This is a genomic window from Enterococcus durans NBRC 100479 = LMG 10746 (assembly GCF_001544215.1).
Lineage (GTDB): Bacteria > Bacillota > Bacilli > Lactobacillales > Enterococcaceae > Enterococcus_B > Enterococcus_B durans.
On the sequence record NZ_BCQB01000016.1, the window covers coordinates 1 to 23,797 of the forward strand.

At 37.0% G+C, this 23,797-nt stretch carries 19 protein-coding genes and 1 pseudogene; 4 read left to right on the plus strand and 16 right to left on the minus strand.

Features of this window, described 5'->3' with window-relative positions; all coding sequences use genetic code 11:
- Window positions 1-97: 97 nt before the first annotated feature.
- The 11 genes from lplA to ED2_RS06180 all read right to left on the minus strand — a co-directional run bounded on the left by lplA (window position 98) and on the right by ED2_RS06180 (window position 11,691).
- Window positions 98-1,102, minus strand: a complete 1,005-nt coding sequence (gene lplA / locus ED2_RS06130; RefSeq protein ID WP_005881118.1) for a lipoate--protein ligase — start codon at window positions 1,100-1,102, stop codon at window positions 98-100.
- Window positions 1,103-1,115: 13 nt separating this feature from the next.
- Complete coding sequence (locus ED2_RS06135) at window positions 1,116-1,856, minus strand: MBL fold metallo-hydrolase (RefSeq protein WP_005881120.1); 741 nt, start codon at window positions 1,854-1,856, stop codon at window positions 1,116-1,118.
- A gap of 50 nt (window positions 1,857-1,906) precedes the next feature.
- The gene (locus tag ED2_RS06140; RefSeq protein WP_005881123.1) at window positions 1,907-2,719 is read right to left on the minus strand and encodes a DUF975 family protein; all 813 of its coding nucleotides are present in this window, start codon (window positions 2,717-2,719) and stop codon (window positions 1,907-1,909) included.
- The gene (locus ED2_RS06145) at window positions 2,719-3,801 is read right to left on the minus strand and encodes a M42 family metallopeptidase (protein ID WP_060789724.1); all 1,083 of its coding nucleotides are present in this window, start codon (window positions 3,799-3,801) and stop codon (window positions 2,719-2,721) included. Before ED2_RS06145 ends, ED2_RS06140 begins: the two co-directional genes overlap by 1 nt.
- A 325-nt stretch (window positions 3,802-4,126) precedes the next feature.
- A complete protein-coding gene (dltD, locus tag ED2_RS06150; RefSeq protein WP_025481365.1) occupies window positions 4,127-5,407 on the minus strand; it encodes a D-alanyl-lipoteichoic acid biosynthesis protein DltD in 1,281 nt (426 codons plus the stop codon).
- 2 nt (window positions 5,408-5,409) lie between these two features.
- Complete coding sequence (gene dltC / locus ED2_RS06155; protein ID WP_005881129.1) at window positions 5,410-5,643, minus strand: D-alanine--poly(phosphoribitol) ligase subunit DltC; 234 nt, start codon at window positions 5,641-5,643, stop codon at window positions 5,410-5,412.
- A gap of 65 nt (window positions 5,644-5,708) precedes the next feature.
- Window positions 5,709-6,914: a D-alanyl-lipoteichoic acid biosynthesis protein DltB gene (gene dltB / locus ED2_RS06160; RefSeq protein ID WP_016177058.1), complete on the minus strand. Its 1,206-nt coding sequence runs from the start codon at window positions 6,912-6,914 to the stop codon at window positions 5,709-5,711.
- Complete coding sequence (gene dltA / locus ED2_RS06165) at window positions 6,911-8,428, minus strand: D-alanine--poly(phosphoribitol) ligase subunit DltA (protein WP_060789725.1); 1,518 nt, start codon at window positions 8,426-8,428, stop codon at window positions 6,911-6,913. Before dltA ends, dltB begins: the two co-directional genes overlap by 4 nt.
- Window positions 8,429-8,438: 10 nt before the next feature.
- The gene (locus tag ED2_RS06170; protein WP_005881136.1) at window positions 8,439-8,588 is read right to left on the minus strand and encodes a teichoic acid D-Ala incorporation-associated protein DltX; all 150 of its coding nucleotides are present in this window, start codon (window positions 8,586-8,588) and stop codon (window positions 8,439-8,441) included.
- 285 nt (window positions 8,589-8,873) lie between these two features.
- A complete protein-coding gene (locus ED2_RS06175) occupies window positions 8,874-10,934 on the minus strand; it encodes an FtsX-like permease family protein (protein ID WP_016177056.1) in 2,061 nt (686 codons plus the stop codon).
- Window positions 10,924-11,691: an ABC transporter ATP-binding protein gene (locus ED2_RS06180; RefSeq protein ID WP_005878090.1), complete on the minus strand. Its 768-nt coding sequence runs from the start codon at window positions 11,689-11,691 to the stop codon at window positions 10,924-10,926. The genes ED2_RS06175 and ED2_RS06180 overlap by 11 nt, the downstream gene beginning before the upstream one ends.
- 322 nt (window positions 11,692-12,013) lie before the next feature.
- Here ED2_RS06180 and nrdD point away from each other — a divergent pair, with 322 nt between their 5' ends.
- Window positions 12,014-14,203, plus strand: a complete 2,190-nt coding sequence (gene nrdD / locus ED2_RS06185) for an anaerobic ribonucleoside-triphosphate reductase (RefSeq protein WP_005878089.1) — start codon at window positions 12,014-12,016, stop codon at window positions 14,201-14,203.
- A gap of 445 nt (window positions 14,204-14,648) precedes the next feature.
- Window positions 14,649-15,251 carry an anaerobic ribonucleoside-triphosphate reductase activating protein gene (gene nrdG, locus ED2_RS06190; protein WP_005878087.1) on the plus strand — a complete coding sequence of 201 codons (603 nt, stop codon included), beginning with the start codon at window positions 14,649-14,651 and terminating at the stop codon, window positions 15,249-15,251.
- Window positions 15,252-15,562: 311 nt separating this feature from the next.
- Here nrdG and ED2_RS16350 read toward each other — a convergent pair whose 3' ends face one another.
- From ED2_RS16350 to ED2_RS06200, 4 genes are all read right to left on the minus strand, one after another.
- On the minus strand, window positions 15,563-15,649 hold the full coding sequence (locus ED2_RS16350) for a putative holin-like toxin (RefSeq protein WP_016177055.1): 87 nt from the start codon (window positions 15,647-15,649) through the stop codon (window positions 15,563-15,565).
- A 418-nt stretch (window positions 15,650-16,067) separates the two neighbouring features.
- Entirely contained in the window at window positions 16,068-16,154 is an 87-nt protein-coding gene (locus ED2_RS16355; protein WP_016177055.1) for a putative holin-like toxin, read from the minus strand.
- Between the two features lie 173 nt (window positions 16,155-16,327).
- Window positions 16,328-17,443, minus strand: coding sequence for a DNA polymerase IV (gene dinB, locus ED2_RS06195; RefSeq protein WP_016177054.1), 1,116 nt, complete (start codon window positions 17,441-17,443; stop codon window positions 16,328-16,330).
- Between the two features lie 208 nt (window positions 17,444-17,651).
- Window positions 17,652-18,308, minus strand: coding sequence for a redox-sensing transcriptional repressor Rex (locus ED2_RS06200; RefSeq protein WP_005878084.1), 657 nt, complete (start codon window positions 18,306-18,308; stop codon window positions 17,652-17,654).
- 222 nt (window positions 18,309-18,530) lie between these two features.
- Here ED2_RS06200 and ED2_RS06205 point away from each other — a divergent pair, with 222 nt between their 5' ends.
- On the plus strand, window positions 18,531-20,468 hold the full coding sequence (locus ED2_RS06205) for an ABC-F family ATP-binding cassette domain-containing protein (protein ID WP_016177053.1): 1,938 nt from the start codon (window positions 18,531-18,533) through the stop codon (window positions 20,466-20,468).
- A gap of 222 nt (window positions 20,469-20,690) precedes the next feature.
- Window positions 20,691-22,304, plus strand: a pseudogene (locus ED2_RS06215) (FAD-dependent oxidoreductase).
- A 410-nt stretch (window positions 22,305-22,714) separates the two neighbouring features.
- On the opposite strand, the gene ED2_RS06220 reads toward ED2_RS06215, so the two are convergent.
- On the minus strand, window positions 22,715-23,722 hold the full coding sequence (locus ED2_RS06220) for a hypothetical protein (protein ID WP_016177050.1): 1,008 nt from the start codon (window positions 23,720-23,722) through the stop codon (window positions 22,715-22,717).
- Window positions 23,723-23,797 lie beyond the last annotated feature (75 nt).

Sequence of the window (23,797 nt, forward strand, 5' to 3'; positions counted from 1 at the left end):
CCCGTTTTTCTATCCAATTTCTCAAATCTAAACGACTTTTATCTAGACCTCTTTGATGTAGTTCTAGAAAATAATAGAACCTGGTTGTTTCACTTGATCAATACAAAAGTGAAAGTAAATCTTCTGGTTCGATTGCGCCAAAATATTTTTTGATATCAATCTGTTCTACTACTTTTTTCAATGTTTCTTTTTCATAGCGTTGGCCTACTAGCATTTGCTCGACATCCTTGATATCCCCTAATCCAAAGAAATCACCAAAAATCTTAACATCATGGATCAAACCATTGGAGACATTCAAATGGACTTCGATAGAGCCAATTGGAAAACGATGTTGCCGAGAGAAATTGAAATCGGGTGATTTTCCATAATTCCAATCCCAATTACGATAATACTGGTCAGAGATTTCATTGATTTTTGTCCAGTCTTCTTCTGTCAGTTGATAAGTTTTCACTTGATCCACTGATGGAACACCAAAGATCTTCAATAAAATTTCTTCACGGAATTCTTCTGTAGTCATCTCTTGTTTTTCTTTTGGAAGAAATGGTTTGATGTTCGTCACACGGGAACGAATAGATTTTATCCCTTTTGATTCGATCTTATCTTTCTTGACTTTCAACGCATTGACTACTTCGTTGATATCAGAATCAAACATGATCGTTCCATGGGCGAACATTCGTCCATTCGTTGCATACATTGCATTACCAGAGAATTTCATACCATCGATCACCAAGTCATTCCGTCCCTTTAATTCAGCTCCTGCTACACCTAGTTCATGCAAAGCTTGAATAATCGGTTTGGTTACTTTGGCAAAATCACGAAAAGAATCGCCATCATCCGGCATGATAAAACTAAAATTCAAATTACCAAAGTCATGATACACCGCACCGCCACCACTAAGTCGACGAACGACATGTATCCCATGTTCATCTACGTACTCTCGGTTGATTTCTTCGATCGTATTTTGATTTCTTCCAATGATGATCGAGGGTTCATTAATATAAAAAAGTAAAATTGGTTCATCTATAGGCATTTCTTGTAATAAAAACTGTTCAATCGCTAAATTGATCCGTGGGTCGTGGTTCTCATTAGGTACAAAAATCATTTTCATTTTCCTCCTAGATGTTAAATACTTTATCTACTGCGGCAAGTTCCACTTCGATCTTAGCTCCAGCGGCCTCTTGTGCCTCATTTTTCAACTGTGCCAAATCACCAAATTGTGGCAAATGAGTCAAAACTAGTTTTTTGACCTCAGCTGCTCTAGACAATTCGCCTGCCTCTTTTGAAGTAAAGTGTGCTTTATGACGTTCATTTCCTGCAAATAGATACGTGTCCGCTAAAAAAAGATCCGCGTCTTTCGCAAATTCAGCAAAGCTTTCTAAATAACCAGAATCTCCTGTAAACACAAATATCTTGCCGGTTTTTTCCTCTACGATTCGCATCGCGTAGCATACGACTGGATGGATCGTTTCCATAAAAGTAATCGTAAATGGTCCTACTTTTAATTCTTCTGCTTCAAAATAAGGTCGTCCTTCAGTCACATTTGGTAATGTCAATTCCTCGAAATGAGTCGTATCTTTTGTATGACCATAGATTGGCAAAATTGCCTCAGGATCTTTTTCTGGATGCAATTGCCAATAATATTGCAGCACACCTAAATCTGCAATGTGATCATGATGATAATGACTCAAAATCACTGCATCTAATGCTAACGGATCAAGCTGTTCTTCCAACTTGACCAGTGTTGCACTTCCTGCATCGATCAAAAGATTGAAGCCGTCTGATTGCAGCAGATAACTTGTTGTTCCCTGATTCTTATATGGATAGGCGCCTAAACACCCTAAAACTGTTAATTTCATGAGTGATTCCCCCTCAACTTTTTATCCTAACATAACCAAAACTTTTTGGGCTATATTCTAGCTTCTAGTGAAAAATAGTCGGTTGGATCTTTCTTCTCGATTCTCGCTTGTTCATAAAATCCAGCAATCGTTACATTGACGTAAGCAATTACCCATAGTAATCCAATGAATAAGGCTAAAGCACCCAAGATATACCAGCCAATAAATGAAAGCTGCAATAAAATATACTTGACCAAGCGATCTTTTAATAGATACCAGGCATATTTAAGACATTGGATGATCGAAAGCTCTGGATAATCGAATTTTGTCCAAGCAGCAAATTGAAATAGACCACCAATGATACTCATGACAACTAAAGAAACAAAGACCATGATCACAGTCAACAAAACAAAACTGACATCAAATAAGTCGCCTGACACAATACTTGGAGCAACAGAATTTGCATTGAAAAGTAACTTTGTATATGAACTGACTCCACCAACCAATAGACCAGGTAATAAAACCAACGCATTGATCAGCCAGTTAATGGCTACATTGATCAGATTGATGACTAAAATCGGTCCAAAATATTCTTTTTGGAAGACAACGAATAACAGATTAGACTTTGCTCTACCTCCACGTACAACGACTAAAGCAATATAGTACAAAGCGTATGAGAAAGCAAACAGAAGGAGATTTTCAAGTAAAAAACGAAGTATTTGATGCTGCGAATCATTTATTGAGAAAGCTCCTTCAAAAAATGCTTGGATTAATCCTACGAGAAACATGGAAAGAAAAATCAGCCACGCATTCATCCCCCATTGATGTTCAAGTGAGATGCGCGCTTTTTTGCGATATTCTGAAATAGTTAAGCTATCTTTCATTATTCATAACTCCGAATTTTTTCAACAGTTTCGCTATCCAATCGTTTGACCACTTCTGTGACTAGCTTCACTGTATTTAGATAATCATCTTCATGGATAACCGATGTATGTGAGTGTAAGTATCGAACAGGGACAGTGATTGCAACAGATGGTACCCCATCTCTCGTTAAATGCATTTGCCCAGCATCCGTTCCTCCACCTGTGATCACAGTATATTGGAAAGGTATGTCCATTTCTTCAGCTACACCAATTACAAAGTTCAGTAATTTTTTATGTGGGATCATTGAAGCATCAAAGATCAGAATCTGTGGTCCTTTTCCTAAGATAGAATCTGCTTCTTTCGGTGTCATTCCTGGAGTATCACCAGCTGTCCCTGTGTCTAAAGCAAAGGCAATATCAGGATTTACTAAATGCGTGCTTGTACGAGCGCCACGCAATCCAACTTCTTCTTGTACGTCACTACCGGCAAACAACACATTCGGATGATTTTCTTTTGCCAAATTTTCAAGAACGCGTAACGAAACAGCCGTTCCGATCCGATTGTCCCAAGCTTTGGCTAACAGAAATTTCCCACCATTCAAACGTTTATATTCAATGTAAGGAGTAACCATGTCTCCCGGGCGGATTCCCCATTCTTTTGCCTCTGCTGCGCTAGTTGCACCAATATCAATGAACATGTCTTTGATATCATAAGGCTTGTTCCGAACTTCTGGAGTCAAGACATGAGGTGGTTTTGAACCAATCACGCCATGGATGACTTTTCCTTCTTGCGTTTTGATTTCTACTTGTTGAGCCAGCATGACTTGCCCCCACCAGCCCCCTAATGTTTGAAATTCTAAAAATCCTTTATACGTGATTTTTGTGACCATGAATCCGACTTCATCCATGTGACCAGAGATGAATACCTTGGGACCTCCACCAGCGCCATGTTTGGCAATAATACTTCCTAATCCATCATAAAAAATATCATCTGCAAATTCTTTGGCATAGTTTTTATAAACTTTTCTGACCTCTTCTTCATTTCCAGGTACTCCTTTGGCTGAAGTTAGATCAATCAGTAATTTCTCTTCTTTTTTGTCCAAAATCAATTTCCCCCATTTCAACTATTGATATCAAGATTATACCATTTATTATGTGGACTTTTTAGTTTCTCTGTTTTTCTATAAAGAAAAACAGAGAAACACGACCGGAACAGAAATATTCAACTTCAAGGAATAAACAAAAATCCACGAAAAAATTTCAAATTTTGAGGATTTTTGTTTCGTTCAAAGAAGTTATTTCTGTTCCCGTCGTTTAGTTCTATTCCACAGTTGAGAGAAAGGATTTACTATTTTTTTCAATTCCTTTAGACCGAGACAACAAGCATTACTTTTTGTAGTTCATTCTTATTGTTTCAGACAGCGCAACTTACTGCTGTTTTACTTGTACATCCTTCAGTTGATCTGGGGATTGCTTTTGCCACGCCTTACTATAAAATGAATCGTCTAACTGATAATGGCTTGTTGACTGGTCATTTTCTAAAAATGGCTGGATGTGCTGATCTGCTGCTAACCAGCCTTTCCAACCTAAATGGATCGTATCTTCCATAAAATAAGGTTGGTTCGCTTGGTGAGTGAAGTCAGCAATTCGATGAAACCCTTGAGTATTCAACTGAAATTTGATTTTTTTGGCAAATTTTTGGATCATCTGTTGTGATAATCCTGTGTAATCACTCCACTTTTGGTTAACAGGAGGGATAATGAATAAAACTTCCGCATGATCTTCCGCTAACTGCTGCAAAACTAATTGGAAATCTGAAAATTCTGGAGAAAAGCGGTAATCCCAATGCGTTTGTGAGTCTTTTAGTCGGTCAACATATTTTTTTATCCGATGTGTATAAAAATCATTTTTTAGTTCAAAAGGATTATTCGTCGTATCCGCTCTTCCAATTTTTTCAGCTAAGTTTGCCAAAGAATCTTCTTGGTAAGAGTTTGGCAGAGCCTTTGTTTCATGATCTATCTTCGCTTGTTGATTGCTCAAACCAATATTACTAAAAAGCTCATCTTCCCTTTTCAGCAAGTTCCATTTATTTTGGAATTGATCGATTTTGTCTTCCGCTGGTAACTCACCTGCTTTAATCGTTTTTAACACCTCTGTCAGTGCCTCATCCTCTTTTACTTTAGAAAAATGTAACAGACGTCTTGCTAAATAGCGATCAGTTGGTGTGATCTTTTTCAATGAGAACAACCAATCAAATGTTTGGAGTTCTGAGAAATACGTATTAAAATAGTCGTCTTTTACACCCTCTTTTACGAACCATTGAGGTGAAATAATGAATACTACTTTTTTGTGTTTCAAGTCATCCCCGGCTGAACGCATCATCATATATTGACTCAAGGATTGTGTACCAGGTGCCCCTAATAAAAACGGCCGATAATTTCGTTGGTATTTTTCAGCTAATACCGATGGATGGAATGGACTAATCCTACTTAATTCACTTGATCCAAAAAAGGGAACATATTGTTTTTCCGATAACGCCTCATTCTTAATGGCATCCCCTTTTAAAACATTCTCAGCCATTGACGTAGATGCTTTTTTTATGAGGGTAGGATCATTTAAATTCACACGATAAGAAGAAGTGAAAAAGAGTGCTATTAATCCAAAAGCCAAAAGGATCGGACCGAAAATAGCGAATAGTTTCTTCTTCATCATTATCCCTTCAATTCTTGCACTTGCGCAATAATTTTATTTGGTGTCCCCCAATTGTCGCGGTCAAATTCTGAAACAGGTACTTGTACATCTAATTGCCCTTCTAGTTCTACTAACAGCTGGACCGAAGCCAGAGAGTCAAGTAAGCCTTCCCCAAATAAATCGATATCTCTATTTTCTTTTACTTCATCTGTTCCTGTTATTTCTTCTAAAATTGTCAAAACTTGTTCTTCCATGATAAAATCGCTCCTTCATATTTTTCTATATTTTTTTTGATAAACACAATCATTTCACTTTACTGTTATCTAAAGAAAAGCTGATCCAAGAAACCTGAAAAAATCAAAAAGCTAAAGCAGACAGCTTGGAAAGTCATAAAGACTGCGAATGCATGAGTAAATCGATTTGACGGTATCTTTTGTTTGTGTTTTTTCTTGAACCTCAACCAGGCATCTGTTACACAAATCAACCCTGCATGGTATATGCCATAGACAATATAGTACCACGTCAATCCATGCCAGACTCCCATCAATAAAAACAGTCCAAAGTAGCCGATATTCGATGTGACGATTCTACTTTTGAACCATTTTTTCTTCATTAAGAAAAACATCAATCGCATGTAGACATAGTCTCTAAACCAGAATGACAATGTCATATGCCAACGATTCCAAAATTCTTTGATGTTCCAAGATAAAAATGGCTTATTGAAGTTTATCGGTGTGTCATAACCCATTAAGTAACTTGTACCGACAGCAAACAGACTATAACCGGCAAAGTCAAAGAACAGATACATACTGTATACATAAGTATAGCCTACAAGTGCCCACGAAATGCCACCATCATGCAATGCTACTTTTGATACAATTGGTAAGAGTACTTGTCCAAAATAGTGTCCGATAATAAATTTATATAAGAAGCCTACAAAAATATTTTGAACACCTTTTCCCAACATATCGACATATTTATCTGGTACAGGTGGCTCCAATTGATCTTTTTCAAATCTTCTGTAACGATCGATTGGTCCAGAAGAAATCGTTGGTAAAAAGAGGAGAAACTGGATATAGCGTAAAGGGTGATAGCTTTTGATTGCTCCATCTCTCATTTCCATGATCATTTGTACAGATTTGAATGTCAGATAAGAAATCCCTAAAAAAGCAAATAATGATGACTTACCATGTTCAACAAATGGTGTAACTTTTGTCAAAAACAAAGGAAAAATAGCCAGTAATACGGCTAGATAAAACCAGCCACCTTGATTCTTTCTTTGACGATAAGAAAAATATGCCCAGACAAGAAATGTTTGCCAGATGACATAAGCAATCAACGCTACACCTTGTTGCCAATAAACACCACCAAAACTGATAAATAGAAAAACCAGCGTAATAAGTGTTTGATAAATGGATAAACGTTTACCACGAATCAGCAATGATAAAACAATCGGTATTAGTCCAATGACTAAAAATAAGAAATAATACGGTTCAGCATACGGGATCATATGTGGAAAATTCATTGCGGATTCACCTCAGCAATCAGTCTTTTTCGATCGATTTTCCCATTGACTGTTTGCGGCAACAGATCAACATAATTCATTCTTTGGGGAATCATATAATCCATCAATGTTTTTGCTAACTCCGCTTTGATTGCTTTTGTTAATTGAAAGTTTGGTTGTCCTGCTGTTTTTTCCAACACCACAAATGCAACAAGTTGCTGTACTTTTGTTCCTTGATATTTAGGGACGACAACTGCTTGTTTGACACGTTGATCCTTTAATAGGTAATGCTCGATATCACCTAATTCGATCCGATAGCCATGGAGCTTGACCTGTTGATCAATTCGTCCTTCATAAAAGAGTAGACCTTCCTTCGTCAATCTTCCCGCATCTCCTGTGTGATAGCTTGGTTGACCGTCATAGTTGAAAAAAGCAGCTTCTGTTTTTTTCGGATTATTTAGATATCCTTTTGAAACACTAGGTCCTGAAATAATGATCTCGCCCGTTTGATCATCAGAAACGTATTCTCCTTCACTAGCAATCAGAACACGAGTGTCCGATTTGATGTATCCTATTGGCAATCGTTCATATTGATCTAGTACCTCTTGAGTGATCTGCACACCTGAGATGGCTACAGTGGCTTCTGTTGGTCCATACGTATTGTAGATATACGCATGAGGAAAGCGAGTGAGTAATTCTTGTGCCGTTTTTTTGGTTAATTCTTCTCCACAGAATAAGAAAACCGATAAATCTGGTACATGCTGCTCATCGAAAGTTGGTTCCATCAAACAAATATCCATAAACGAAGGAGTAGAGACCCACACATCGATAGCTAAATGAGCTAAAGTTGAAAATAATTGCTTGAAATCTTTAATGACTGCTTTTTCTAGCGGCTTCAAAGCCCCACCTGAAACAAGTGCGGGATAGATCGAAAAAACTGATAAATCAAATGAAAAAGGTGCCTGTGCTAAAAAACGCATTCCTTCACTGATTTGAAAATCGTCTAACGTCCATTGAACAAAACTATATAAATTATCTTGGCTTATTTGTACCCCTTTAGGTTCACCGGTCGTTCCAGAAGTGAAAATAATGTAGAAAGTTTCATCCCCTTTTACCATCAAGTTTGGTTCAATAGCCACATCTTCTTTAGTGATTGAATTCAGTTCAGTTTTAGAAATAACAGGGATATCTGTAGAATCGATTTTCCAATCCCCAACACTGATGATCATAGAAGGCTGAGCCACCCGAAGAATCGTTTCTATGCGTTCTTTCGGCGTGTGCTCTTCAATAGGAAGATATGCGTGTCCGGCTTTCACAGCACCGATAAATGAAACAATCATCTCGAACTCTAAATTTCCAAATACAACGATTGGATCATTGCCAACTACATTCTTCACTAAATAATTTGCTAATGCATCTGATTTTTTCTTTAGTTCACCAAAAGTATATCTTGCGTCATCAGATTGATATGCGACTCGATCGGGTTCTTCACGTCCAAACCAATCGATGGATTCAACAACCGTTTTACTTTTCATCGTCTTCCTCCTAAAATTCGTTATAAATAAACGATCCACCTTGAATATTTTTATAATGGTATAAGTAAATCAATACAAAGAGTATCGCGCTATAAAAAAGTGTTCGCAGAACAAAGGTACCCCAATACCTGAACCGAGGATTACTCCGCCATTTCTTCATTTGAAATCCCTCCTGTTTCCCTCCAATTAAAACCTCAAAACAAGTTTACCCACTTTTGGAAAAAAGCAACATTTGTTCCGCTAACAGAAAGCGTTTTCTCGCTAACAGTTTTGTCACAAGTTAGATACACGATTAAAAAATAATCAATCTAATGAAACTATCACACTTTCCTATTCATCAAACTTGCTTCAGCCACTCACAAAAAAAACAAGCAACCACGAATCATGGACATGATTTTCGTGGTTACTTGTTTTTTTATTCAACTGGAATACCAGCTTCTACTTATTATTCTTCAATGATTCGACAATATAGTCGACTCGTAATGTAATAAAATAGTAGATAAATGATGATCAGAAAACCACAGATGAGATATGGCAGCCAATAACTAGCGGTCGCTATAAACTGAGAAAACACATTGACAGCAAATATCGTGTGCATGATTCCCAAAATCATTGGCGGGAAAAACATGATGGCATTTTGCTTAAAAATCATCCGATTTGTTCTTTTTTGAGCAATTCCAATTTTCGTCAACAACTGATAATTACTTTTCTCTTCTTCTGCTTCAGCTAATAATCGCACCATCAGCATACTGCCGGTTGTCACGATCACGATCATTCCGAGAAAAATAGCCAAAAACGTGATGATCCCGATAATTCGATCTGCCCAGCGTACGGCAGGATAACGTGCCACAAAATTCAGACGGCTACCCTCCGAAAAATAATTATTTTCTTTATTTTTATCCATATTTTCAGGGATTTTCTTTGACTCAATATGACCGACTAATTGGTCTCCTTTTATATCATAATCGTAGTAAACAGTTTTGTCCCACGTAGTAGTAACTTCTTTCGTTAACCGTTCTGTGATTTGCTCATTATCTCCACCTTGAACATTCCAATTAAGGAGCTGATAATGGACCCCTTTTGCTTCTGTAAATACTTTGTCACTCACGACCAAGGTGGGGCCTAAATAATTCACATCACTATCACCTAAGAAATTAACCATTTTTGCCTGGATGTCTAACTTCACCTCAGGGAGATAGATCGTGGAACCATACAGTGAAAAGTTTTTAAATAAATCTAGTGTACTATCCAGTAAGACAGTGCTCTCATCAGAAGTCAACGAAACCTTAGGCATTTTAGGATTGATTCTGCGAAAGGCATTATACTCTTTTTCTGAAATCAAATTCACTAATTTAAATACCTTTGACTCCTCAACGTCACCTAAATCATCAATATTATTGATGCCCCCGATCACTTTATAGTTCAAAGTGATTTCATCTGTGATCTTTTGCTTTCCATCAGATAATATCGGCCGGATTTTTTCCGCCAGCTCAGGCTCTAATTGATAAGAAACTGGATTAGCAATATCGACCGTTCGTGCAGTGATCGTGGAAATACTCATGATCGCGCCAATCATTGATAGTGAAATAGCTATAACCAATGTAATCAGTGAATTGATCCGCCAACTTTTTTGCAAATGGATCTGCGTATTTCCAATCAGCAAAAAGTTGATTCCTTTATATTTGACAGCAGAACGATTGAATAAATTCAAGATCAGGCGAAAAGAATAACAGAAAAAGAGATAGGTACCGACCACGCAAAAAGAAATAATCAAAAGTGTCAAAAAAATCGCAAAATGAAAAGTTCCTGTTGCAGCTAAATTTTTGGTAATAAACTCTCGATAATGGACTGCAAAAAAATAGCCACTAGAAATAAGCAGTAGACCAAGAAAGCCCAGCAGCCGATGCCGTGTACGGATTCGTAATTTTGAACTCTCTGTGTGCTCTTTTTTACCGAATGAGCGGAAACGGGGGTAACGCCATATTTTCCATAAGGAATAGAGTGAAACGGACGATAACAGTAACAAAAGGATCAGAACAGTTTCAACGATTGATGGAAATGAAACAAAAAAGAGACTTTTGATCGTCATTTTCATCATTCGTATCAAGATCATAGAGAATAATTTAGAAAAAACGATACCTAAACCAACACCTGTTATACAAGCAAACAACCCCATTGTCATTGTTTCTAGAACATAGATAACTGCAACTTGGCGTTTTTTGATACCAAATAATTGATAGATGCCAAATTCTTTTTGCCTTCGATTGAGAAAAAAACGATTGGCACTAATGACAAAAAAGAACAAAACAATGATGATGATCCAGCTTCCAATATTAAAAAAAGCATCGATTGAAAAATCTTGGCTTGTCCGTCTAATCAATGATTTATCATAAGTCATCGCGCTAAAAGAATAATAGATCATCGTTGCTAAGACTAAACTGAAAAAATAAACCAGATATCCTCGTGACTGTCGCATAAAGCTTTTAGCAGCCAACTTATAAAGCATTTACCTTACCACCCCCTCCAATCGTTGCTTGCATATCAATGACACGTTCAAAAAATTCATTTCTTGAACCTCTGCGAACAACTTCTGAGAAAATAACTCCATCTTTGATAAACAAAATTCGGTTACAATAGCTTGCGGTGTACGGGTCATGCGTCACTAATAGAATCGTTGATTTTTCGACTTGATTGATCGTATTAAGATAGTTCAATAGCTCAGTGGCTGACTTAGAATCTAGTGAGCCTGTTGGTTCATCGGCAAAAATAACCTGAGGATGAACGACAAGTGCTCTTGCAGCAGCAATTCTTTGACGCTGGCCAACCGACAATTCATCAGGATAACGTTTCAGTATTTCTTCAATATTTAATAGCTGTGCTGCATGCAAGACTCTACGTTCCATTTCTACTTTCGATATCCGTTCCACAGCTAAAGGAAGTAAAATATTGTCCTTTGCATTCAAAGTATCCACAAGATTGAATTCTTGGAAAATAAAGCCTAATTTTTTTCGGCGAAAATCACTTAATTCGTTGCTTTTCATTTTAGTGATCTCATTTCCTTGTATCTTAACACTTCCCATCGTTGGCAAACTGATAGTCGCTAAAATATTCAATAGAGTTGTTTTGCCTGCACCACTTGGTCCCATGATACCGACAAATTCTCCTTCTTCAACTGAAAAGGAGATATTATCAAGAACTTTTACAGATGAAAGTTTATTTCCATAACTTTTACTTAAGTGTCTAACTTCGATCATCTTATCCATTGTATTTCCCCCTGCACTTGTCTTACTTGCATAGTAGCACACCCTCAGTTTTTTTTCTCTTTAGTTTTTGTCACTTCATACGCAGAAAACAAAAATTTAAAATTTTTTTATTCATTTATTTTATTCACTGCACGCTGATCTTTGATTTTAAAATGCTATAACTTTACGTTTTCACTTCTTTTCACAAAGAAATATACACAATATATAGTATAGACATTCAAATATACAACCATTTGCATACTATATGTAGCAAGTATTTAGTTGCTCACAGCTGAATTTTGTTTTATGATAGACAAGAAGAATTTAGCAGGAGTTGAAGAATATGAACGTAGAATACAAAGAGAAAAACACAAATTCGGGTACCACTGAGTCCATGAATATCACGATCATCAAGCGAGATGGCCGACGTGTGGATTTCGATGACAAAAAAATCAATGAAGCTTTAATCAAAGCAGAAAAGAAAATTCACGGCTCCTTATCTCCACTGACTTATGAAAAAATCCAAACAATCGTTGATCTTGTTGTTCAAGAAATCAAAAATCGCTTCACTGACAATGTTAAAATATATGAAATTCAAAATATCGTTGAACATATCTTATTAGAAAAGAACGAATATGAGTTAGCTGAAGAATATATCAATTATCGTACAAAACGTGACTTTGCAAGAAGCAAAGCTACTGATATCAACTTTTCAATCGAAAAATTGATCAATAAAGACCAAACTGTGGTCAATGAAAATGCCAATAAAGATAGTAACGTGTTCAATACGCAACGTGATCTAACGGCAGGGATCGTAGGAAAATCAATCGGACTAAAAATGTTACCTCCTCACATTGCAAATGCGCATCAAAAAGGAGATATCCATTACCACGATTTAGATTATCATCCATATACGCCTATGACAAACTGTTGCTTGATCGACTTTAAAGGGATGTTGAACAATGGATTCAAGATCGGTAATGCCGAAGTAGAATCACCAAAATCGATTCAAACTGCTACAGCACAAATTTCACAAATCATTGCAAATGTTGCTTCTAGCCAATACGGTGGTTGTTCTGCTGACCGAATAGACGAATTGCTTGCTCCATTCGCTGAACTAAATTACAGCAAACATTTAAAAGATGCCGAAGAATGGATCGAATCACCCGAACGTCAAAAAGAATACGCAAAAGCAAAAACCAAAAAAGACATTTTTGATGCAATGCAAAGCTTGGAATATGAAATCAATACACTGTTTACATCAAATGGTCAAACACCATTTACTTCTCTTGGTTTTGGTTTAGGTAAAAATTGGTTTGAACGAGAAATCCAAAAAGCAATCTTACAAATTAGAATCAATGGATTAGGTAGCGAAAAACGAACAGCAATCTTCCCTAAATTGATTTTTACTTTAAAAGATGGCATCAATCTAAACCCAACTGATCCTAATTATGACATCAAACAGTTAGCATTAGAATGTGCGACAAAACGGATGTATCCTGATATTTTGAACTACGATAAAATCGTTGAATTAACTGGCAGCTTCAAAGTACCCATGGGTTGTCGCTCATTTTTACAAGGATGGAAAGATGAAAATGGTCAAGAAGTCAATGTAGGAAGAATGAATTTAGGCGTGGTTACTTTAAACTTACCTCGTATTGCGATGGAAGCAAAAGGAGATCAAGAAAAGTTCTGGCAGATTTTGGCCGATCGTTTGGCAATTATGAAAGATGCCTTAGTTTACCGCGTAGATCGTTGTAAAGAAGCAATCCCTGCAAACGCCCCTATCCTTTACATGTATGGAGCCTTTGGCAAACGCCTTTCAAGAACAGATGCAGTTGATGAGTTATTCAAAAATCGTCGTGCTACTGTTTCATTAGGCTATATCGGATTGTACGAAGTTGCCTCTGCATTCTATGGTGGCGAATGGGAAACAAATCCAGAAGCAAAAAACTTCACTCTTGACATCGTCAAAGAATTGAAAGCAAAAGCTGATTCATGGGGCGATGAATACGGTTATCATTTTAGTGTCTATTCTACTCCAAGTGAAAGTTTGACTGACCGCTTCTGCCGTTTAGATACAGAAAAATTCGGTTTGGTCGAAAATATTACTGACAAAGAATATTACACAAATAGTTTCCATTATGACGTTAGAAAGAATCCAACACCTTTTGAAAAACTTGATTTTGAAAAAGATTATCCTCAATATTGTTCAGGTGGTTTCATCCATTATTGCGAATATCCAATGCTTCAGCAAAATCCTAAAGCCTTGGAAGCTGTCTGGGACTATGCTTATGACAAAATCGGCTATCTAGGAACAAATACACCAATCGATCATTGTTACAACTGTGGTTTCGAAGGTGACTTTAAACCAACAGAACGCGGCTTTGAATGTCCTGAGTGTGGGAATCATGATCCTAAAACATGTGATGTTGTAAAAAGAACATGTGGTTATTTAGGAAATCCTCAAGCACGTCCAATGGTTCATGGACGTCACAAGGAAATTTCTTCTCGCGTAAAACATATGAAATAAGCAGTTTATATTTGTAAAGAAAGAGCGTGGGTCAAAAGAAATAATTTTGTCTCACGCTCTAAACATGAATAAGCGGCGAGTGCAGAAACAACGCCTTTGGCAAATAAGCTGAAATGCATAAAAAGTTTTAAAAAAATTTTCGTGAATCTCTTCTTACTTTCTCAGGGTAAAACCTTCTGCCCCAACCTCGCCTTACTTATTGTATGCGTACGACTCTCGTCAATCCGTTGTTTCCGATAACTTGAGCAACACACTTCGCGGTCTATTTCCGAATGGTGCAAAGCGGGGCTTTCATAACCTTATTTGACGGTATTCAATCCCCTACACCTTTTCAGATAAGTCTATACCTCATCAAAATATGAAAAGCTATTTTGCTCGGTCTATTCTTATCTGAATGGTGCAAAGCGGGGGCTTTCATAACCTTATATTAGAAAGAAGTATTTATATGCGAAATCCTAAACCTAAAGAATGGCTGGCACAAGATTACAGCCAGAACTATATTGCAGATTACAAACCATTTAATTTTGTGGATGGTGAGGGCGTAAGAAATAGCCTTTATGTTAGTGGATGTTTATTTGCTTGTGAAGGTTGCTTCAATAAAGCCGCCCAAAATTTCCGCTATGGCACTCCCTTCACTAAAGAACTTGAAGAGCAAATCATGGACGATTTACGTCACGATTATGTTCAAGGACTGACCTTATTAGGTGGCGAACCATTTTTAAACACGGATGTATGCCTGCAAGTCGTTGATCGTATCCGTCAGGAATTTGGCCATACAAAAGATATCTGGTCATGGACTGGCTATACTTTTGATGAACTATTGCAAGATTCAGATGACAAGTTGGAGCTCTTGTCAAAAATCGATATTTTAGTGGATGGTCGTTTTGAGATCAGCAAACGAGATTTAAAATTACAATTTCGTGGAAGCAGTAACCAACGTATCATCGATGTTCAACGCTCTTTAGCTGAGAATCAGGTAGTTATTTGGGAAAAATGTACTGATGCAACTGAAACCTACGAACAAATCAAAAAACAAGACTTGATTTAGCCTTATCAATTGTAACCATTCGTTCATACGAATGGTTTTTTTGTGTTTAAAAACCTCTAGTTACAGACCTTAAATGGAAAGACTTCCTTAATTTGGCGTATTATTATATCTATAGTGAGTGTAAAGTGTTATGCTAGGCAATCGAAAAAGGCTTCAAGATTCTTCAGTATTTGCAGATTTAAATTTATTTTGCTATACTTAAGACGATAAAGGAGCTATGCGTGAACATAGCCCCAATGCAGAACCGTTAAAAAGACGGTGACAGTAATAGGATTTTAACCATCTAAAGCCTGCCAAAGCGAATTAGATGGTTATTTTTTTTGGTCTTTAGAGTCAATGATCAGCAAAACCAATGTCGCAAAAGCGATCATCAGTTGAATTGCTTCAAAAGTTGACACTTACTTACTCCCTTCTAGGGATAAAGCGATGAACCATAGGCATCACCCCTTTTTCAAGAGACTAGCCACCATCTTTTCACTTTTCTACCTCTGAAGTATACCATATCCTAATTTTCCAAAGCCATTCAAATTCTACTTAGCTTAAGTTACAACCAGAAGAAAAATTGAATTAAACCTGTAAAATAGCCTTAACAGCATAAGAACCCCTGTTCAAACATCACCTAGCAACAATTTTTGTACCTCAAACCATACAAATCATTCTGTTCATATGGATACTATACTTGCACTAATGAATAATATCAGCTAATATAAAGAAAAGGAGCTATGCGCGAACATAGCCCCAATGCAGAACCGTTAAAAAGACGGTGACTGTCATATAAGGTTTTAACCATCTATAACTGGTCAAAGTGTTAGATGGTTATTTTTTTTGGTCTTTAGAGTCAATGATCAGCAAAACCAATGTCGCAAAAGCGATCATCAGTTGAATTGCTTCAAAAGTTGACACTTGCTTACTCCCTTCTAGGGATAAAGCGATGAACCATAGGCATCACCCCTTTTTCAAGAGACTAGCCACCATCTTTTCACTTTTCTACCTCTGAAGTATATCATATCCTAATTCCTTAAAGCCATTTCAATTTTCACCTAGCTTAAAGTCATAACTAGAAAAAATGCTTTTGTTTATTCCTTTGTCTCCCATAATGGTAAGACAATGTTTTCATAAGTCATCGGATCTAAATTAGTCAAGGTGATCCCTAATAAACGAATCCCCTTCTCTACACCAAGAATTTCTTCCCAGATGAGACTAGCTTGGTAAAAAAGTGCTTCTTTTTTGTAAATATATTCAGGCAATGTCACTCGTTTCGTAGTAGTAGAATAATCTGTATAGCGTACTTTTAACACAACTGTTTTTCCGTGCTTTTGAACCCGTTTCAACGCTTCTTCCACGTTCTCAGATAATTGTCGAAGTTGAGCTAAAACTGCTTCTTCTGTCTGCAAAGGCTGCCCATACGTATGCTCTTTCCCGACTGATTTTCTCTCTCTTGTCACATTGACAGGAGAATCGTGTATCCCCCTAACCTTTCGATAAAGTGAATATCCCATCTTACCAAAGTTTCTGATCAACATCATTTCTGTACATTCATAAAGATCTGCTCCCGTAAAAATACCTAATTCATGCATTTTTGGTACAGTCTTTTTTCCCACACCATGAAACTTTTCAATTGGTAATGCTTTTAAAAATAAAACAGCATCTTGTGGTGCAACTACTGTAATGCCTCTTGGTTTTTGAAAATCGGAGGCTAATTTTGCTAAAAATTTATTATAGCTTACCCCGGCAGAACAAGTTAGATGGACAGCTTTCCAAATATCTTTTTGAATCAAACGAGCAATTTTGATTGCAGATTTACAGTTGATTTTGTTATTCGTTACATCTAAGTATGCTTCATCGATACTGACTGGCTCCACAACATCTGTGTAACGATAGAAGATTTCACGTACGATCTTAGAGATTTCACTGTATTTATGATGATCACCTGGTTTAAAAATTGCTTGTGGGCATAATTCATATGCTTTTTGCGCACTCATCGCTGAATGGATACCATACTTTCTCGCCTCATAGTTTGCCGTTGTCACCACCCCTCTTCCTCCTGTATCACTGGGGTGTCGAGCAATTACTAAGGGATGTCCGCGAAACTCAGGATGGTCACGTTCTTCGACGGAGGCAAAAAAAGCATCCATGTCGATATGAATGATTTTTCTTGATGTATCATTATGTAAAGGAAATTGTAATTCCATCGCTCTCACCCCTATGAATAGTATATAAGAACTTTTGTTCGGTTACAAGAAAAAGAAATGTTCTAAAGTACTCTACTTATTTCATAATATATATTATACCTGTCTTACCAACTTCATAAAAATAAGAAAGAGATTTTTGAAACATCGTCTGTTTCAAAAACTTCTTTCTTATTGATACCATCATTGATTTTTCATGCAACAAACACGGTTACTCGCTCTCTTCTGTCCCATGTAAAGAAGCATCCGAATGGAGAAAATAGATCAATGTTTGTAATTCATTTGTCAGATCAACGTTTTGGATCAAAACATCAGTTGGTGCATTCAACCGTGCTGATGTAAAGTTCAAAATCCCTTTGATTCCAGCCTCCGTTAAACGATTGACCACATCTTGAGCTCTTTCAGCGGGAATCGTCAAGATAGCTACTTCTATTTGTTGGATCTTGATTTGTTCTGACATATCTTCCATTGGATAAACTGGGATGCCATCTACGATTCGTCCAACGATATCTTCATTGACGTCAAAAGCACAGCTCACACGGATACTATTACTTTGATGGAATTTATATTTCAAAAGTGCACTTCCTAAGTTACCGACTCCGATCAATGCAACATTCGTTAACTGATCGTCATTTAAGGTCTTTGCAAAGAAATGCATTAAATCTTCAACATCGTAGCCATACCCGCGTTTTCCCAATTCCCCAAAATAGGAAAAGTCGCGACGAATCGTTGCGCTGTCGACTTGTACGGCCTCGCTTAATTCAGTTGATGACACTTTTTTCTTACCAGCGTTATTTAGAATTCTTAAATACCGGTAATACAAAGGCAAGCGCTTAGCTGTTGCCTTTGGGATGATATGATCTTTCACTTAATTACCCCCACTATTTTTTAAGTTTACTTTGATTTATCCATCATAGCAGTATATATAGGAAAAAATCAATTCCATTGCTTACATATTGTGAAATTTTATTCTTTGTTCATTTTCTTATCATTTCTTGGAACCTCGCAGTATAAAAGAATTTGTGGTAGACTACTAGATGAAAACGAGATTTCATTCTTAGTGAATTCACAAAGTAGAAAAGAGGATTCCATGATACTATTACAAGCCAATCAGATTGCTCGCCATTTTGGTGCGGAGATTTTATTTGAAAATATCCATCTTGAAATCAGCACAAACGCTAGAATTGCCTTAGTTGGTAGAAATGGTGCTGGAAAATCGACCTTGTTAAAAATCCTTGCTGGTATAGAAAGCCCAGATGAAGGAACAATTGCTAAAAATAAAGCCGCTACTCTAGGCTATCTTGCCCAAGATACCGGTTTAGATTCCACAGAAACTGTCTGGAATGAGATGCTAAAAGCCTTCGACAGTGTTTGTAAAATGGAAAACAGAATGCGTGAACTAGAACTTTTCATCAGCGAAGGTACGCCTGATACCCCTGCTTACGAATCATTTTTGAAAGAGTATGACAAATTACAGCATGATTTTTCGGATAAAAATGGGTATGGTTATGAAAACGAGATACGCTCAGTCTTACACGGCTTTAAATTTGATCCCTCTTTTTATGATCAAACAATCGATACCTTATCCGGTGGTCAACGTACTCGGCTTGCATTAGCCAGAATGCTATTACAACACCCAGATATTTTGATTCTGGATGAACCAACCAACCATTTAGATATTGAAACACTTTCTTGGTTGGAAAGTTATCTGCAAAGTTATACTGGGGCACTGCTAATTGTTTCCCATGACCGCTATTTCTTGGACAAAGTCGTCACAGAAGTCTATGAACTAAGTCGCAAAAAAATGCGGCATTATAAAGGCAATTATTCCAAATACCTTGATGTAAAAGCAGAACAACTAGCTACGGAATGGAAAGCTTATGAGAAACAACAAACCGAGATCCAAAAACTCGAAGACTTTGTTGCACGTAACTTAGTCCGTGCTTCTACCACTAAACGCGCGCAAAGTCGTAGAAAAGCATTAGAAAAGATGGATCGCTTGGATCGCCCACAAGGAGACGAAAAACAAGCACATTTTCTTTTTAGTGCCGCTAAACCTTCTGGAAATGTTGTTTTACAAGTTGAAGATGCCGCAATCGGTTACGATGGCGAAATCTTATCTGAACCAATCAATTTAGATATTCGTCGACAAGAAGCGATTGCGTTAGTCGGACCGAATGGAATCGGGAAATCAACGTTGTTAAAATCGATCATCCATCAACTACCATTTATCCGAGGAAAAGAACATTTAGGAACAAATGTCACAATCGGTTACTATGATCAAGGACAAGCGGAACTTCATACCAATAAAACGATCCTAGCTGAGTTATGGGATGAACATCCAACAACTCCAGAAAAAGAGATCCGCAGTGTATTAGGCGCATTCTTGTTCTCTGGGGAAGATGTCGAAAAAACAATCCCTCTTTTAAGTGGTGGAGAAAAAGCCAGAGTAGCATTAGCAAAACTAGCCATGAATCAAGAAAACTTTTTGATCTTAGATGAACCAACCAACCATTTAGATATCGATAACAAAGAAGTTCTGGAAAATGCACTGATCGATTATGATGGCACACTATTATTCGTTTCACATGACCGCTATTTCATTAATCGTATCGCCACAAAAGTCATCGAACTTTCTGAGAATGGCAGTAAAATGTATTTAGGTGATTACGATTATTACTTAGAAAAGAAACAAGAGGAAGAAGAAATTGCGGAATTATTAGCAGAAAAAACACCAGCAGCCGTCGAGGTCAATTCAAACAAAAAAAATTATTTCCAAAGCAAAGAACAGCAAAAACTGATTCGTAGCTTGCAACGGAAAGTCACTCAGGTAGAAGAACAGTTGACTAAATTAGATGAGGAACTAGCTGATCTCGAAAAACAAATGATTTTACCGGAAAATTTGGATGATCATGTACGACTGAATGAATTGAACCAGGCATTAGAAGAAGCAAGAAAAACACAAGAAGCAAAACTTTCAGAATGGGAAGATCTAAGCATCGAACTGGAAGAATATGAAAATGAGTGAGCGAAACTACACAGATCGCTGTTAGCGGCTTGTGTAGTTTTTTTGTTTTTTCTTTTTTCGTTTTGCTCTCATTTCACCTTTAGAAAAGAACAATAATGACTTTCTTACTTTTTATTTTCTCTCTTTTTAACATAATGAGCTACTACTAAGTGTATCCGGCACAATTTTTTGCTGTTTCACTTATAAAATAGTACTATCAGTATAGAAAAGGAGAGGATGTTGATGAAATTTGTAGTAATTGGCGGAGTGGCCGGCGGACCTTCTTTTGCTACTCGTTTACGCCGCTTAAATGAAGAACATGAAATCGTAATCTATGAACGGGGAAAACATATTTCCTATGCAAGTTGTGCATTACCCTATTATCTGGGAAATATCATTGAAAACCGCGATACATTGATCGAACGTACTCCAGAAATCTTAAAGGTCAAGAATAATATCGACGTTTTGACAGAACATGAAATAACCGCAATCGATCCTGAAAAGAAATAATTAACCGTAAAAGATTTGCAAACGGATCAAGAGTCTGTAACTAATTATGATAAATTGATCATTTCTGCAGGTGCTCGTCCCTATTTTCCTGATATCACAGGTGTGGCAGAGGCAACAAATAGTTTTGTGTTACGAAGTGTCACTGATGCCGATCGCATCAAAACATTTATCCAAACACATGACCCTAAAAATGTTTTGGTTCTAGGTGCTGGCGTCATGGGACTAGAATTAGCAGAAAATTTCCATCATTTAGGAATGGACGTAACATTAGTTGATCATTTGCCTCAAGTAGCGTATCCCTATGATGAAGAAATTGCTGATTTGATCTATGACAAGTTGGTGGAAAATAACTTGAAGGTTCAGTTAAATACTGAAATCAAAGAAATCCGCCGAAATGGCCAAGAAGTATTACTTTCTGACGGTTCAACGTTGGAAACGGATATGATCGTATTTGCAGTCGGTGTGACACCAAATAACGAAGTAATCAAAACTGCTGGTATTTCGTTATCTGATACAGGACAGATTATTGTGAACGATCAATTGGAAACCAATATTTCTGATATTTATGCGATTGGTGACATCATCGAAACAACAAGCGTTGTGACTGGTCAACCAATAGCAAGCATGCTCTCCAGTGCTGCAAACCGCCAAGGACATTTATTAGCTGACATCTTGAATGGTACACCAATGCGTTATCGCGGCTATGTTGGCGCAGGGGTTGCAAAAATTTTTGATTATACCGCAAGCTATACAGGAATGACTGAACATGCCTTAAAAAATGCAGGAATCACTAACTATAAATCAATTTTTATTACTCCATTTGATCATGCCTATTTTTATCCCGGAGCGACTCGCCTTAATCTAAAAATCATTTTTGATGCTGATTCCGGAAAAATACTTGGCGGACAAGCGGTTGGTGAAAAAGGCGTTGATAAACGAATGGGAGAATTATCGGTCGCAATTACCGGTAACCTAACAGTCTTTGATTTACCTGATCTAGAACTACCCTACTCACCCCCATACTCAACAACTAGAGATCCACTAAACATTGCTGGTTATGTGGCCATCAATCAATTGACGAATGTCATTGACACGATCAAGGTAGAAGATATTTCAGAAGAAGATTTAGCCCATGCTTTCTTCTTAGATATTCGTGAACCAAACAAAGCTCCTTCTGGAAGTATTCCTGCTACTAAAAACATCCCAATGAACGAACTACGTGATCGAATTGCTGAGATTCCTAAAGACCGACCAGTTTATATCACGTTCCGCAAAGGATTGAATACCTATACTTCTGCCAGAATCTTAGCTGGCTTCGGTATCCATGCTGTCTTGATCGAGGAATAAAAAAAGAACCGCGGTGGGATAGCCGCGGCCTAGGAGTTTATTTTTACTTGAGGAGTAAAAATGAAAAAGCTCTATAGGGTTACTTGTTGGTATGTCTGTAGAATATAGTAAAAAAGTGAAGAATTATCAATGAATCTTTGCCTTTTTCTTGGCATAAAACTTAAGAAAATATAAACACTGATACAAAAAATTATGTAACGTTCTTTATATAACCCCTTGGTCAAAAAAGTAGTTTTTTGACCAAGGGGTTATTTATAGCTAGTTCACCGTATGTTGTTGTATAGAGAAACGTTACACCTAGCATAAAGTGCCTCTCATCTCCTTACAAAATCAATTTTAAACTTGAATTCATCGATCATACTTCGATAGTGAAAAAAACATTTCGTTGATTCATTTACCTCTCTTTATCATCATCGAGAAAAAACATACCATTTTCTTGCTTTCTGGATGTTCTTTTGGCGCACTTTTGTTTCGTTTTTTGCTTTATTTTGTATAAGCTGAATGATCTTTTTCTCTTGACTCTCTCCAGCATCTTTTTTATGTATTTCCTTCAAATCATTTTGTGGTATTTTATTTTTTAATCTAGCCGTAACGATTGGTGGTAATGGCTGGCTGGTTTCGTCTAATGGAGATACACCCTGTACATTCTCTGAATAAGCCTCCCATTTCTTTATCGTTTCATGTATATTAGCAAAATTTATCCTTGTTTTATCCTTATTCAAAATTGCTGTACTTTTTGATACAGGCTGACTATTGCTAGTCGTCATAGTTGGTCGCCCATCTAGGATACCCTCTGAACAAGTCTCCCATTTTTCTGCTGTCTCATGCTTGTTAGCGAATTTTACAACATTTTTTTCATCTCTCAAGATAGCTGTATCTATTTGATAGTGTCGATAAGCAATTCGTCCAATGACTTCATCAAATGCTTTTTCATTTAGTAATGGGTTTGCAATTTCATTTGCCATACACATCTGGAAAATTCTTTCTCTGACCGTTAGTGTTTGCTCTAATGCTTCGATGACTTCCTTGTTTCCAATTTTCTTGATAGCCTCTTTTTCAATAGCGATCCAGTAATATTCATACTCAGCTAATGAAAGAATGCCACGGCAATACTCTTTCATTTTGTTACGAAATTCTTCTGGCGCAACTTTGGAGAAATCTTCTCCTAAGCGATCGGCATATTGACTATTTTGGTTTAAACGACTTATCACTTCTTCTGGAGTAAATAGTACGTTAGATTTTCCTGTTTCAGCAAAATAGGTCTGCTCTAAACGTCCAAGATTTTTAACGACTTCCTGTTCTAAATGAAATTTTTTTATTTGGTCATTCGTTTCAAGTATTTGTAATGACTTCTTTCCCTCATGCTGCTTAATACTAAATTTTTTTCTAAACCATTCTTTGACACCTATACGAATCACATCCTCACTTCAATAAGATACATAAATTATACGAACCATCTTACTTTTGTACAGGTCGATTTATCCTTATTTACC